Raw genomic sequence first — 16,227 nt, forward strand, 5'->3', positions numbered from 1 at the left:
AAAGATATAAAAATTATTAATTTTACTAATATAAGTTTATCTTATATATTTCCATTGTAGCAAAACATTTTCTAATGAGGAATGCTGTGAATACAATAATACTTTTTTTATCTGGCGCGCTTTTGGCATGTCCAACCCTCGCCCTGTTCATTAACTGTTTTAGTGGCAGGAAAAGAGCTGCATCTGCCGCTCGCTGGGCAGGTGCATTGATTGGTTTTGGATTTGTAATCGGTGTTATTTTGTTAAGCTGCTTGCGCTTTTCAGAAATGCCGATGATTTATCTACTTACCAGCCTGAATACCTTAGCCCTGTTATTATGTACTTTAGTTTTATTGGTGAGCTTTATTGTTCATCGATTTTCACTAAGGTACATGGATGGCGACCGACTCTATTCGCGTTATTTTTGCACCCTCTCAGCGATTACGCTTAGTGCTGTAGTTATGGTTCTTGCCGATAATCTTTTTCTGTTTTGGTGCTCCTGGTCGCTAAGTAACCTGCTATTAATTGCTTTAATGGTTCATAAGAGCGAATGGACTGCGGCAAAAAATTCAGGTCGGCTTGCCTTCAATACTTTATTAGTAGGAAGTATCAGCTTGTTAGCCGCTTTTATCTTAATCACCTTAAGTACTGACACTGCCTCCATTCAAGCTATAGATCAGAAAGATATAGCAAGTTCAGCCGTATTCATGCCAGCGATGACGTTGATGACACTCACGGCATTAACTCAATCTGCCATTTGGCCCTTTCATCGCTGGTTGATTAGCTCTTTAAATTCACCAACCCCGGTTTCCGCACTGATGCATGCAGGTCTTGTCAATGGCGGTGGCATCCTGATTGTCAAATTTGCCCCGCTCTTTGCAGCATCGAGTCACTTACTCATGACTGTATTCATTCTTGGAACCCTCTCAGCATTTTTAGGAACCTTTTGGAAGCTCATGCAGCATGACATCAAGAAAATGCTGGCGTGCTCTACCTTAGCACAAATGGGATTTATGATGATGCAATGCGGTTTAGGATTATTTGCCGCCGCTGTGGCTCACTTGTGTTGGCATGGTTTATTTAAAGCCTATTTGTTCCTAAATTCGGGCTCTGTCATTACTCAAAAAAGCAATGAACCTAAAGCCCCTGGATACAAACCGCTTCTCTTTTTAATTGCGTGCAGTGGCGGCTTCTTAGGCATGCTTGGTTTTGCGTTCATGACGAATAAGCCAATCCTGTCTCTGCAAGCAACCTCATTCTTACTGGTATTTACATTCATTGCAGGAGCACAACTGATGCTCACAGTAATGAACAATCGCTTGTCTATCATTAATATGATACTTGGACTCTTGATGTCTTCCTTAGCTGGTTTAATCTATGGAGCAAGTATTCATCTGATTGAAGCTCTTCTTCCCAACTTAATTCAGTTTTACTTTCCCAAACTATCAATACTGCATCTGATTTCTTTAGTTCTGCTTGTACTCCCCTGGCTGCTGTTTAACCTTGGGTTTATGAAAAAAATTAAAGAATCGAATTTCTGGTGCTGGCTCTACATGAATTTATTCAATCAAAGCCAACCCGCCCCAAAAACGGTAACCACATTACGGTCTGATTATAAATACTAATTACCCTGAGGAGTAACCATGAGCAGAGCAAAAGCAATGGCGAATGAAGAAAAAATAAATGAGCGGCCTTTGAAAACAACGGCCTCAGTCAAAACGCCAAACAAGAGACTCGAAGTCCGTGCATTAGTGGATAACGCTGCCCAACGGATTGCCCCGGTTTGGCCGCTAGAAACGTTTATCGCATGCAACCCCTTACAAGGGTTTGAAGCGCAAAGTTTTGAAGAGGCTTTAGCGCAAGGTGGATTTCGACGAAAGGATGTTTCCCGCAATCGGGCTTTAGAAAACGTCAACCTGCAGATGATTAAATGGTGTGGCGGTTTTTTTGATGCTGGACAAGGTGCTATTGAAATGCCCTATCGAGACAAAGGGTTCTATTTTGGATTTTTGAAACTAGCGTGTTTTGACAAAAAACTTCATGATCATAAGAAAGAGGCAAAACAATGGCTAATGAGCCTGCCTGAATCTGCTGAAGAGGCAATTATTCTTTGCCTGAAAAAACTGAATGTACCCACAGAAAAAGCAGAAGAATTCATCACTCAAACCTTTCTTTATCTGCCAGGTTGGGCGGGTTTTGTGAAATGGAAAACCCACTGGCACCATCGAACAACAGCAGACAAAATACCGGTTACACTCACTGACTTTCTTGCGGTGCGTCTCGTTATTACCTGTTTGCTCTGGCCTGAGGCAGGCCTGGAAAAAAAAAGCGAAGGAGATGGTTCTTTGGTTCAGGACATTCTTAAAAAAATAAAACGCAATGAAAAGCACTACGAGCAGGCATTGCTAAAAACACTGTTGCCTGAAGTTAATCAGTCGGCAACAAAGACTCAAAGAGCAGATGCGCAACTGGTGTTTTGTATTGATGTCCGCTCTGAACCTATTCGCAGGGCTATAGAGAAGCTGGGAAATTATGAAACTTTAGGATTTGCCGGCTTTTTTGGTATACCTATTCGTGTGCAAGAGTTTGAGAGTGGCAAAACAAAAAACTGTTGCCCAGTATTATTAAAGCCACGTTATCGTGTTGATGAAAAACCAAGCGCAGCAAATAGGGCCTTTATTGAACAACACCAACAGGGAAAGACGATTAAGGCCCTCCTTGGCAAGGTCTATCGAGAATTAAAATATAATTTTGCAACGCCTTTTGCTTTGGTTGAAACCCTTGGGGCCTGGTGTGGTCTGAAGATGGTGTTGCAATCGTTCGCTCCTAATTATACTAAGAAAACCAGTCGAGCCTTAAATCATTTAATTGTCCCCCAAATCCAAACAGAGCTCTCGTTTGAATTAAATGAGGCTAATTTAGAGCAAGGCATCGCTTTAAGCGAGCAGATTGACTATGCCGAAACGGTATTACGCCTCATGGGGCTTTCTTCAGGTTTTGCAAAAGTCATTGTTCTTTGCGGTCATGGAAGTTCCACCGAAAATAATCCCTATGCATCCGCTCTAGATTGTGGTGCCTGTGGTGGGAATCATGGGGGCATTAACGCCAAGCTATTGGCAGCAATTCTTAATAAAACGGAAGTAAGAAGGGCTTTAGAGGATAAAGGAATTCACATTCCAATCGATACCGTGTTTTATGGTGCTCTTCATAACACCACTACGGACTCTATTGAGCTTTATAAGCTGAAATCGAGTAAGGTCATTTATCCAGCTCTGCTCAATCAGCTACTTGCCGATTTGGAGGAGGCAAAATTGAGCAATAATTTAGAACGTGGTCGCAAATTAAATTCAAAACATGCAGAAAAAGACATTCTACGAAGAAGTCAGGATTGGTCTGAAACACGCCCTGAATGGGGTCTTGCCCGCAATGCTGCTTTTATTGTGGCGCCCCGCTCTTTAACCAAAAATATCAATCTTGATGGCCGATGCTTTTTACATTCCTATGACTGGGAACAAGACGCCGAAGGAAGTTTCCTGGAAACAATCCTCACTGCACCCATGGTGGTTGCTCAATGGATTAATACCCAATATTTATTTTCAACCCTCGATAATGTTGCTTACGGCAGTGGCAGCAAAATCACCCACAATGTCACGGGTAAAATGGGCATCATGCAAGGCAATGGCAGTGATTTAATGCATGGACTTCCTTTGCAGTCAGTGATGAGAAGTGATGAAACCCCTTACCATCAGCCACAACGACTGTTGACTGTAGTCTATGCACCCAAAGCACTCGTATCAAGCATCATTGAACGTCAAGCGGTTTTAAAAACTTTGTTCTTCAATGAGTGGGTTCATCTCATCATCATTGAACCAAGCGATGGTCAAGCCTACAAAATGAATCAAAATGGCACGTGGATTTTAGCTCGCTAATGAGGAGAAAAAAATGAAGGTGATTAAAGTTCAAGAACGAAAGGATATTGGCATTAACCTCCATCCCATGAAAAAAATAGAAATCATCGTTTCTGGTGAGCATGAACAGCTCATCAGCTCGATGATGGAAGAGGCAAAAGTCACAGGGTTTACCTTGTTTCGAAACATCTCAGGTAAAGGCCATAATGGGTTTCATGAAGGAAAAATATTATTCAACGACCGGGCGTCGCTGATAATGTTTCTTGCCGTAGCTCCTGAAGAAGTCATAGCAACCCTTGCCTTAGGAATGAAAACCTTATTTCAGCAGAATTCGGGGGTCATGTTTGTTTCCGATGTTGATGTGGCCCGAATGGATTATTTCCATTCAATCACTGGAGCTTAATCATGCACTATCGCAATCAGTCGGTTTTGCTTGCCTCAAAACATGAGAAAGAAAAAGCAATTGCTAAAGTATTTTTTGATAAACTCTCGTGCAAACTGGATGTACACGATTTCGATACCGACCAATTTGGGACTTTTACTGGTGAAATAGCAAGGACATTAAGTCCCTATGATACCTGTATTTTAAAAGCAAGGCGTGCTGCAGAGCACCACGGTTATGAATTAGCAATTGCTAGTGAAGGAAGTTTTGGTCCGCATCCTGCATTTCCCTTTATTCCCAGTGACCATGAAATCATGGTGTTTTTAGACCGCAAAAACAATTGGGTGATTGCTGAGCAATATACAACAACCAAAACAAATTATCGCATGATGACCATTACCCCACAAACAGAGCTTGACGATTTTTTAGAAAAAGCCGGTTTTCCCGAACATGCTCTAACCCTGCAAACCAACAAAGATAAAACGGTTATTGCCAAAGGAATCAGAGACAATGAGACTCTCAAGACCGTATTGTCTCTTGGCTTCCAACAAGAAAATGAACTCTTCCTTGCAACGGATATGAGAGCCATGATGAATCCATTAAGGATGCAGGCGATTTCTGAACTCGCAGAAAAACTAGCTCATCGAATTCAATGTTGTTGCCCCAATTGTGGTGCTCCTGGTTTTGGGTTTAAAGAAACCTCAGGCAGTCTTCCTTGCAATGATTGCACCTCACCCACCTCCTTCTACCATCACGAAGTTTGGGGCTGCATTCAATGTGATTATCAGGAGACTCACCCCAGGAAAGATGGGTTAGAAGCAGCTGAGCCGCAATATTGTGATTATTGTAACCCTTAAAAGAGTAACCCGATTAGGAGTATATTGAAATGCAAGAAAAACCTTTAGTTGGCATCATTATGGGCTCTCAAAGTGATTGGCCGATACTTTCTGAGAGCGCAAAAACATTAAAGGGCTTGGAGATTTCTTTTGACGCAGACATTGTATCGGCACATCGAACACCAGACAAACTCCATGACTACGCACGAAATGCGCAAAAACGAGGAATACAGATTATTATCGCGGGGGCTGGAGGTGCGGCTCATCTTCCTGGAATGATGGCCGCAATGACCAGGCTTCCTGTTTTGGGTGTCCCAATACCTTCTTCTTTACTTGATGGCTTGGACTCACTGCTTTCCATAGTACAAATGCCAGCAGGTATACCGGTTGGTACATTAGCAGTCGGCAAAGCAGGCGCAATTAATGCAGCACTTTTAGCAGCCGCAATCCTTGCCAACAATAACCCGGAGATTTGCGAACGCTTAAATCAATACCGGGCACAACAAACCCAAAAGGTTCTTGATAACAACAAACCCCAATTGGAGTCATTATGAAACTCGGTATCTTAGGTGGTGGGCAACTCGCAAAAATGCTGGTTTTGGCAGCCCACTCGTTAGGAATTAGTACGGTATGCCTATCCCCCGATCCTAATCCCTGTGTTCGCCATTTAACTCGCCTAATTTCAGCATCATTTGATGACGAAAAAGCACTTACTGCGTTTTGTAATGAAGTTGATTGCGTCACATTTGAAACGGAAAACATTCCCCTGACTTGTGCTGAGTTCATTGCCAAAAAAGTTCCATTTTATCCCTCTACCAAAGCGCTTCAGATAACTCAAGACCGCTTTTTGGAAAAATCATTTTTAAACTCATTAAAAATAAAAACGGCTCGTTTTACTGCGATTGAAACGCATAAGGAACTGCAGGATGCCTTTGTCAGTTGGAATAGCTCTGCCATTTTGAAAACAAGACGATTAGGCTACGATGGCAAAGGACAATATGTTATTCATGAGCTGTCTGACTTAGCAACAGCCTGGGAGTTGATGCAGTCTCGTGATTTGGTTTTGGAGCAGTTTGTTCCTTTTGAGGAGGAGCTGTCGCTTATTGCGGTGAGAAATCAGCAAGAAGAGATTCAATTTTATCCCCTCATAAAAAATCAACATCATCAGGGCATCCTTCAATGGTCCGAAGCCCCGTTAGAGAATAATTTATTGCAACAAAATGCCCAAGACATTGCCAGAAAGATTATGGATTCTTTGGGCTATATCGGCGTCATAACCATCGAATTTTTTCACAATAATGGCGAACTGATAGTCAATGAAATTGCTCCTAGAGTCCATAATTCTGGGCATCTAACCATTGAAGGGGCAATAACCAGTCAGTTTGAAAATCATTTACGTGCGGTTTTTGCTTTACCCTTAGGCCTTACGGAGCTTATGAGCAATTGCTTTTTAGTCAACTGTCTTGGCAAGATGCTCCCCATCCAATCATGCCTTAAGATACCAGGAGTCCATTATCATGATTATGGTAAAAATCCATATCCTCAGCGTAAGGTCGGACATATTACTTTAGTCGATAGAAATTGTGACCGATACCAAGAAAGCAAGCTTAAGCTTATCAAAATGCAAACTGAGTACACCCTTGCTGCGAGTGGTTGACCCATTTCACCTATAGACTATGTTTTTTAATAGTGAGGCTAAAATAATTGATCTATCCTTTGGGGATTTGTTGGTTCGATGCTCATCCCCTATGACGACTTATTAAACCAAATGCTCATCATCTCGATTATAATTGGTGTTGCATCAGGTGGACTTAACCGAAAAAAAACCAACGACCTTCGCTCCAATACAGACAAGCAAGAACTTCTAGGCGTGTATTGCTATAAATAATGCTTGCCCAGTATACATTATTTATAGTCTGCATCATTGCAGGTTATGGACTGAATGAGGAAAAATTACTTAAATTTCGAGTCCCTTCGAGCGCGCCATTTAATCATCCATTGTTATATTCCATATAATTATCTAATTGGGATGGCTCTTTTTTCTCTCCTCTATTACCAAATAAGCCTGGGTTAAACTCTCCTGAGAAATTCATCTTTTTTGTTGGTGTTTTTTGAAGATCATTTTGGTAAATTTCTTCAATCACCTTTTCGACTAAAATATTCGAGTAAAGATTTTTTGTTTGTTTATAGCCGTAAGGCGCCCCATCTGTTGGTGGTGTCATTCCATTATGATCAGCTAAATATTTTGTAATCCATGCCTCTTCATATGTTTTACCATCCACTGCAACTACAGGTTTTTTAAATATTTCGTTAGTTTCTTTGCAAATCAAACATGGAGGGAGTTGAGAAACATCAACCCCAGGACATTTAAAATGCATTAATAAATCCTTTACCAGAAGATTGGGAATAAAATCGTCCTTTGTTAATGGCTGGCGTGATACAGGATCTGTTTTTAATGTAGTTGCTGTTTTTATATCGTAAGTAATGCCAGTAGGAACAATAATGGGCTCTTCAATGGGATAAAATGATACTGAATCTTCAAATAGCTCTTCTACTTCGGAAGCCAATTTACCAAATTTAGATAGCAAAGGATTGATAATTTCCGGTCTTCCTTCTGTGATTAACAAAGTAAGAATTTCAGTTTGTTGCGTCTCAATTAGTTTTTTGAAATATTCTTCACCCTCTTCACGTGTAAAATAGGACATCGGCGCGCCAGCTTTTAACAGAGCTCGAGCTACTTCGATTTGATCAGCCTGTAATGCATGGATCAAAGGAATATCATATTGAGAAAGCATGGTTTTATCATTAGGATGAAAGACAGCAATTGCCCCAATGCAGTTCCAGGCTTTACAAGTCACTGCCAGTTTCATGGGTGACAAACCCGATTTATTCAACATCGTCAAACTGGCTCCATGATCGAGTAGTAGTTTGATTAACTCAACATTCCCCTCTTCAACTGCTTTGTGCAATCCGGTATTCGCATTGGCATCGAGAAGAGTATTTGGAGAAACTTTTGCCTTTAAAAATTCCTCCAATGCTTTTAAGTTTTTTTCAGCAAATGCTTTTTTGTAATTTTCCCTATTTTTTTCTTCTAATACTTTCTCAAGAGAGTACTTTTCTTCAATTAACGTTTTAACTAAACGATTGGGGTATAAAGGTCTATTAAGCTGTGGATGGCCACCAGGAGTTATGTTATTGTTTTTTTGCAAATATTCAGTAATCCACGCTTTTTCATAGGTGAAGCCATCACCAGTAACAACAGGCTCTTTATAAACCTCTTGCGTCTCGGGGCATATTAAGCAAGGGGGCACTTCCAAAAGATTCACATTTGGATGTTTATAATAGGCCAGCAAATCATAGACGATCAGGTTTGGAATCAATTCACTTTGCTGCAATGATCCTCTGGTAATTGGATCATGAACCAGCTTTCTGATATCTTGTTCATTATAGGTTGTTCCCTGCTTCGTGATAACTGGGTTTGTTAACTCTTCACCCATAATAATTTCTTCAAAAAAGTCTTTTACCTGATTTGGTAAAACACCAAATTTCATTCGAAATTCTTTACTTCCTATTAATAAAACATGAATCATATCATTCCATTGATTAGCAACCATTCGTTGGTAATCTTGTACACTTTCATCGGTATTAAAATAACTGGGAAGTACTTGCATACCTTGTCTTAACAATATCCGCAGTATGTCTGGCTGATTCGCTTTTAAAGCGTGCATAAGAACTAATTGATATTGATCCCTATTACTTTTATCAAGTGGTCGTTTTTCCAAAATAATTTTAATGAGATCCCAGGACTGCAGCTTCAAGGCTAACTCAATGGCTGTTAATTGATCCATGTCTCGAGTAGTAAGCTGAATTTGGTTATCTAAAAATAAATGAACCATTTCCGCTCTCTTATTCATAATGGCGATATGTAATCCCGTCTGTTTGTTGGGACCCAATCGAGCATCCACAGAAAAGTCCTTTCTTGACAAAATACCTTCAACCGCGAAAAAGTCGTTATTACTGATTGCAACTACGTACATTAATTCTTGAACCACCGGAGATATGGATAAAACGGCGAGCATTTCATCCTGCTTGTTAGCTACCAGTTTTTCAAAATAAAGTTTACCTGCAAGCGTAGTAAAATAGTTTAGCGAGGCACCTGCATTAATCAAAATCTGAACCAACTCAACCTTATGGGCACGTAAGGCAGCGAGTAAGGCCGCATCAAGAGATTCGCTATGTACAGGATCATTTTCGACAATTGTTTTAACACAACTCCAGGCTTCATTCTCCAACGCCAACTCTAAAGGAGTTTTACCTTGTTTATTTTTACGATTTGAAACAGCTCCATTTTGCAGTGCAAGCCGTATTAATTCTAAATTTTGCGTTGTGACACCAATATGCAAGAGGGTATTGAATTGCGCATCAACGACTGTATTAACAGATACCTTATCCGCTAACAGTTGTGCAATTTCTGCAATATTACCCTGCTGAACCGCCTGTTGATAGGCCTTTCTTGGAGATGTTTTTTTCTCGATCTTGGGTTCATCTATCTCCATTATGTTATTATTATTTAATGCTTCCCGCTTGCTCGCGTAATCAGCAATGAGTTGATAGCACTCCCAAGCTTCTATTTCTGCTGCCAATTGAAGTGGTATTCTCTGCTTTTTATCGGCAAGATTAAGATTAGGTCCATATTGTAATAATAACGCAATTAATTTTTTATCTTTTTGTTTTATCGCCTGATGCAGTGCTGTGCTCGACTCATTATCAATGATCATGTCGATCGATGTACCTGATTCAAGGCTTTGTTTTACTTGGGTAAGATCCCCTCTTTTCACAGCCTCTATGAAGGGATTTGCCACCGGTCTGTTCTGATTGGAATGGAAAATTTCTAGCAAATTCTTATCAGCTGCATCTAATTTCTCGTTGTTGTTGAGTAAACAAAAATCAGCAATGATTGAGATGCCTTCATAATATTCATTAGAAGCCGCTAACTGAATAGCGGTATAACCCTTTTTATTTTTTAGACTAATATCCGCATTATATTTTAATAATAATTTGAGCAAATCTTTATTTTGAGCCATAACGGCGTGATGTAAGCCGGTATTGAGCTCTTTATCGCGGATATTAGGGGAAACTTTAACACTTAAGCAATGTTCTACAATGCTGGTATCGTTATTGGCTAAAGCAGTTAAATACATTTCACGTATAGTTTGAGTAGCATACATAGTGATATTCTCTTTAAAAATTGAATTACTGAGGTAGACTTTCTGCAGTCCACCTCAAGGAGTTAGTTTCTATTTTGATGACAATTAGCAACCCATTTGGTTTCCTTTGTCAGGTGATGCCTCATCTTGAGCCGACGTTTCATGAGCGTTAGACCTTGTGAATAATGAATCAACCTTTTTCCCGAAAAAAGCCAGTTTGTTCACAAAACGATGATAATTCTGACTAATATCCTCCATATATTCAGCCATGCGAACGGTATTTACTACCTGGGATTTGACTTTTGGATTGATGGCTTCACTGGCATTAACCTGTTTTAAAACATCCAATAGTTCTTCAGTTGACAATTCTTTTTGAAAGTCCCGTAATGCCAAAAGTCCTTTCCTTATTCGCATTAAATAGCTGGTGGGCTCACCCGCTTTAAGCGCTTTTCGAATATGCTCTGTTAACAGCACATCAAAGTTGGTATGAAACAATCTATTTTTTATTGCCGCTATGGGAACATCGGACAGAACCTTCGCTAATTGCCTTAACTCCACTTCAGTGGGAGGTTGCAAAGACATCTCACCAAAATCATATAATCCCAGCTGATGGTTTTGATGGCGCAATTGATTACCGTGCCGGTCAGAATCAAAACATCCACCCTGAAGAATGTTAATGAGCTCCACCGTGATGACTGCTTTAGCAATGGCTCGACGAATTTCCTTATCCTCCGGCGTCTCGTTAGGAAGCTCATTAAATTCCGTTCCATAGACACGTTCGATAAATCGATAGCCTTCGCCACTTTGAATCAAGTGAGCTGGATTCAGATTAAAAGTATGTGACTTATCATTAACTGTCACTGTGATGGAGCGAGCGTACAGTTTGGCTGCAATCTGGTTTTGCTGCTCGCTTAACTTTCGGTCCATTTCAATTTTTGACAGTTCTCGGGCTTCGCTGATAATCGATAAAATACTCTCCCGAATGGGATTCATATCGGCATGCGAGCAAGTTTCAATGGTCTTTTGCAAATGCATAAAGCCCTCTTGCGCATTTTTTGCTGCATTTTCACGCAACATCAAGAGCACCACATCCTGACCATTCTCTAACTCCACTTCAAGAGCTAAATTATAAGAAGCCGAGCCTAATAGTGCTCCGACACGTCGAATCGTTTTGCGATCGTCACGGGAAACCACTTCGCGCAAAAGTCGCCATAATTGCCAGCGATGAGGTGGGTTTGCTCGTCCTTTCAAGTGATCCAGATCGCGCCGAATATGCTCAGGCGTATTCGGATGACTATGAACTGCCTGAGCGAGTTTGACATAGGCAGGTCCCATGTGTTCACACAACATGGCTAATTTTTTACCCGCGCTTGGTGATTGACCAGACCCATTCGCTTGATTGGTGGCTACTAACATCCCTGCTAATAAATGGCTGCGAATGTATTTATCTGCCGAGTCCAGATAAGCTTTCAGTAAGGCGTAAGCAAAATTTTCTTCTTTGTCTGTTTCAGCATGAGGGAATAATTTATGAGCAACGTAGGAAAAAGCCTCTTCGTATGCATCTTCAATCTCATAAGCAGTTTTTACTTTGCTGACAGGAATAAGCAAGTGATCCACAATAACCGCTCGCTCTTCCAGGCTCAAATCCCAGAACTGCGCATATAAAGTTCTTAACATTAACGCAACAGTTCCTGGCTTTTCCTTTTCAATCTCTGACAAATTATCACTATAGCCTAGCAGTTTTGCCAGTTCGTTTATTTTATAATGGTTTAATAAATAGCTGGAAAATTTATCCGTTGTTTCACGACTAATAGGAGAAGAAATAAATTCCAAAAATTCCCTTATGTCGTTCTTGTCTTCACTAAGTTTCTGAGAAAATGCGGCCAGTCTACTGATAGAAAAATCAATCTTTTCCTGTTGATCAGTCGCTAAATATTTATCAGGCTCTAACAAAATGCCCAAATGTTCCGTCACCTCCCACTGGGATTCGATGACGTTGGCCAATCGTGAAAGTATTAATGTGACATCTCGTTTTGCCATATTTTTATAAAGACGATCAATAACGGTAATCATCTTTTCTTTATATTCCTGAGATTGGTCATCCTGACCATATTTATCTCTTAGGTCTTTGACTAACTGTTCGATGGCCTCATTACGAAGTGGAATATAGCTAATCGGAAGACTGAGTTTATTCTCCACGAAGAGAAGCTCTTCCAATGCCTGGATACGTTCATCGCGTTCTGAAATTCCTTTTATCCGTTCGATAACCAGACGAGAAAAATGCTCTTGCACTTCAGTGGAGGGAAATATCAGTTGAGAATCAAACATGCGATAAATAAGAATTAAATCATTCGCTGTTAAATGGTTTGTTCCACTGGCTTCTTGAGGTAAACTCCAGAGGAATGATTTAAATATGTCGGCACGATCAACCGGATTCCGAACAAACTGAATAGCAAGCTTCAGTAAGAGTATTGTTTCTTTAGTTAATACCTCATAATTTCCATTTTGTTTGATATGCTCCTTAAACAAGCTATATGCAACAGAATAGGAGTTGAACCATCTTTGCTCTTTAGCTAGTTTGAGTAGCTGTTCTAGACACTCCAGATTGAGTGTTTCAAAAGGCAACCGAAAAATATGAATATACGTCTGAGCCGGGATTTCATAAAAATACATTGAGATCGTATCAAGTAATTTCAGTTGTTCTTCAGTGGTAAATAAATCAAATTTTTTATCCTGAAACTGCTGATTTACAAAAAATTGAACATAGGGCGTGTTAAAATGTAATGTCGATTTCGTTTCATTAGAAACTTCTTGCAAGTGCTCCAGATCTCGTTTATCTTCTCGTCCCAGGAAAAAGCTTTTCACAACGGCTTTATCTTCTGGAGTCCCGCTCATTGCGATATTGGTAAATTCAGCAAGCAAAAATTGAATAGCCTGGTTATCAATATTACGATTCACAAATTCTGAAGGCTTGATTAATACAGGCCAATTTAAATCATAAAACTGCTTTAATTTATTTTCGAAAGAGTCCTCAATAAAAAACATATCGAAGTTGACGTTAAAGTTCTGAAGCACATTCTCAGATAAAAATCCCAATATTCCTTCACAATAATCATCACTCCCATATGCAGCTAACTGTCGAGGCAATTTAGTTACGGGTTTGTGTTCACGAGAATTAAGAACGAAAGACAATAACCTTTTTTCAGGTATCAAAGACCACAAATTTTGATCGCTAGTCACGCCAAGACACCATAATGTTTCAGCAATAATAGAGCTCTCATCTTTTTTTGCCCATTCAAGATGACTCGCCCAGGGCACTTCAGTAATATTCTTCTGCGGTGCAAAAGTATTCCATTCAATGTGGTCACCAATAAAAGAACCAAAATATCGCTCGTCTCCAACAGGCATGCGCTGATGCGCTTGTTCAAATCGATAGGTATGAGCTCTTGCCCGAGAAAACGAGTTATTAAGATGATCGATATATTTTTCTCGTAATGATTTGAATGCCTCAGCTGCCTCTTTCGCTTCCTCTAAGCTTTTTGCTTTAACAAAGGCGTCTAATACATTGTTTATGGTTTTAAAAAATCCAAGTGCCGGTAGCCGGACATTCTCATCCAAATAATTTTTCCTCGTGAAGTGTTGATGAACAAGTGCGAGATAAATATGTTCAAATGCCGGGATCCGCAACTCACAAGCTCGGTCAATCAATTCTTCCGCTGCTTTTTTCACTTCCGCATCGTTCAAATTAATATCCATGGAATACAAAATAAGACAGAAATCCCTGACCTTAATTCCAGTACAATGGGTTACTTCATACGGTAATAATTCAACCTTTAGCTCTGCTAATTTGGACTCTAAAAATTTGAGTTTCGCTACGGTATTCTCACACTCATTTAATTCTTTAAAAAAGAACATTTCTCGCCGAATCGGAACAACAGCTTTTAAAATGTTATCGGGTAAAGACGTTTGTGGTTTTTCATCACGTTCATTTTCTTTGATAGCAAGCAAGGTTAACAAATTTTTAATACGTTGATGATAATCAGCTGATGTCGCTTGTCGATAATCAGGAACCAAGTAAGATTGATGGACGTTACTCACATCCCAATTAAGTTGCTGTTGAAAGTGAATGCTTTTTCTTAAATAACTAATACCTGCTTGTATATTATGGCATTGTTCAATCGTTAATTTATCGAGTTTGAATTGTTCATCGGCTGAAATCCCAGAATAAATTCCAACACCTTCGTGCTTCACGTAAAGTAACTCATTGGCTAAAGCGAACTCTAATTCTTCAACTGTATAAACCCCATCTTGCATTTGCTTAAGAAAAGAGCTGTGAATGACAATCGCGGGTTTAGAAAATCCGGCCAATGAACTAACCAGTTTATCGCCTGTTGTTGTAATAAAAATTTCGAGGGGTTCATTGAAATTATTGGGACGTAATTTATCAATCAGTTCAGTAAGAAATGACTTGGTCTCTTCCAATCCTGCTTCATCCAACGAATGTAATTGATGCTCTTCCATGAGCAGTGGTCTTCTTTTTTCTATGTCGCCGTTCCCTGTCATCTGATAATATTTGTTTGCGTCTTGGAGTTCAGAGCGCAAAAAATAATCAGCATCGGTAAATTGGATTGATTTCCATGTAGCTTCTTTCGGATAGGAAATATAGTAATTAGGTAAGGAATCATAATCCTCTGTAAGACAGGCTATCCCATTCCATGGGTCTAAAAGGATGCCTCCCCATTGACTCATGTCATTGAGAGGACTATCGGGATTCCGATCAATGACCAAAAACGTGTGACCATCTGCCGGGTTACCATCATCATCGAAGTAATGAATACTAATTTTTTCAACGACAGTGTCACTATCAATTAAATATTCATCATATAACCTTTTAAGAGCAATGGAGGCGTGTTCATCACAAAAACCCGTATCAATTTCTGGTTTATCAAAATATTCTGCGGTGGCAAATACATGAGTTTTTTGGATGGTTTCTACAACCTTTTTTTCACCCCCTTGTTGAAAAAGGAAGGCATTTTCTCGGTTAAACTGAGTTTGGCAGGCTTCGCGATGTTCAGCCAATTCATTACTTTTTTTAAACCGATAAGCCAAATCTTTATCGGTAACCGTTAACTCTTCTCCTTGGACTAAAATTTGGATGAAATCATCAGCATGTTCTTCAAGATAGTCTTCCATTGCTGTGACGTTAATATCACTGCTTCCCCTTCCCAGCAGTTTTTGTGTTCTTGCAATTTTTTCACATAAAGTTGAAGATTGTTTGAGGATAATTTCTTTGAAACTTTGCTTCTGATTATTGTTAAGATTCTTCGGTGATTTTACCTGCTTATCGAGACAAAATTCTTTGAACTGCTCATTGATGAATTTAAAAATATAGTATTCGATTTCCTTTTGTTTTACATAAATTTCGTACGCTTCATATTTCTTATCATGCGCATCAAGATATTCCATTTCGTAGATGCATGATTCCAATTGCTTCTCTTCAGGGGTATTTGCCCTTCTGGCCTGTTCATACTCTTGTATTTTGATGCGCTCAATTTGCTCAAACTGTTCATATCGATTCGCTGGCAAAGGAATTTTTTTATTAATTGAATCTTTAATCTCAATACATTTCTTTAATAATTTGATTCTCTGTTCTTTATCTTTCATATGAGTCCCCGTTAATAGTTAGTTTACAAAAAAGTAATTTGTTAAATTTTTGAGTACTTTGTGTATAAATAAAAACTATTAATCAAATATTAAAAAAATATTAAGACCCATATAAAGGTATCGTTCGCCTTTGGCACTACGTTTCATTTTCATCTTATCAACCTAACTTACTGCATGTTTAAATCTTTTTGTTATGATATGGATACAGTTGTTATTTTTATCTTCGATAATGAGAGAACGTTACACGCTAT

The 16,227-nt window shown here is 39.4% G+C and carries 8 protein-coding genes; 6 read left to right on the top strand and 2 right to left on the bottom strand.

Annotation, left to right across the window (positions count from 1 at the left end):
* The first annotated feature begins 86 nt into the window (after positions 1-86).
* From Lstg_RS02460 to Lstg_RS02485, 6 genes are read left to right on the top strand one after another with little or no spacing between them, the layout of a single operon-like run.
* Positions 87-1,604, top strand: coding sequence for a proton-conducting transporter transmembrane domain-containing protein (locus Lstg_RS02460; protein WP_058476078.1), 1,518 nt, complete (start codon positions 87-89; stop codon positions 1,602-1,604).
* Positions 1,605-1,622: 18 nt separating this feature from the next.
* Positions 1,623-3,908 carry a DUF2309 domain-containing protein gene (locus tag Lstg_RS02465; RefSeq protein WP_058476079.1) on the top strand — a complete coding sequence of 762 codons (2,286 nt, stop codon included), beginning with the start codon at positions 1,623-1,625 and terminating at the stop codon, positions 3,906-3,908.
* A 13-nt stretch (positions 3,909-3,921) separates the two neighbouring features.
* Entirely contained in the window at positions 3,922-4,290 is a 369-nt protein-coding gene (locus Lstg_RS02470) for a P-II family nitrogen regulator (protein WP_058476080.1), read from the top strand.
* Between the two features lie 2 nt (positions 4,291-4,292).
* Positions 4,293-5,126 carry a DUF6671 family protein gene (locus Lstg_RS02475; protein ID WP_058476081.1) on the top strand — a complete coding sequence of 278 codons (834 nt, stop codon included), beginning with the start codon at positions 4,293-4,295 and terminating at the stop codon, positions 5,124-5,126.
* 29 nt (positions 5,127-5,155) lie between these two features.
* Positions 5,156-5,659, top strand: a complete 504-nt coding sequence (purE, locus tag Lstg_RS02480; protein ID WP_058476082.1) for a 5-(carboxyamino)imidazole ribonucleotide mutase — start codon at positions 5,156-5,158, stop codon at positions 5,657-5,659.
* Positions 5,656-6,762, top strand: a complete 1,107-nt coding sequence (locus Lstg_RS02485; RefSeq protein WP_058476083.1) for a 5-(carboxyamino)imidazole ribonucleotide synthase — start codon at positions 5,656-5,658, stop codon at positions 6,760-6,762. Before purE ends, Lstg_RS02485 begins: the two co-directional genes overlap by 4 nt.
* 334 nt (positions 6,763-7,096) lie before the next feature.
* Here Lstg_RS02485 and Lstg_RS02490 read toward each other — a convergent pair whose 3' ends face one another.
* Both Lstg_RS02490 and Lstg_RS02495 read right to left on the bottom strand, forming a co-directional pair.
* On the bottom strand, positions 7,097-10,333 hold the full coding sequence (locus Lstg_RS02490; protein ID WP_058476084.1) for an ankyrin repeat domain-containing protein: 3,237 nt from the start codon (positions 10,331-10,333) through the stop codon (positions 7,097-7,099).
* Positions 10,334-10,417: 84 nt separating this feature from the next.
* Positions 10,418-15,976, bottom strand: coding sequence for a hypothetical protein (locus Lstg_RS02495; protein ID WP_058476085.1), 5,559 nt, complete (start codon positions 15,974-15,976; stop codon positions 10,418-10,420).
* Positions 15,977-16,227 lie beyond the last annotated feature (251 nt).

Origin of the sequence: Legionella steigerwaltii (genome assembly GCF_001468065.1) — a bacterium.
GTDB classification, from domain to species: domain Bacteria; phylum Pseudomonadota; class Gammaproteobacteria; order Legionellales; family Legionellaceae; genus Legionella; species Legionella steigerwaltii.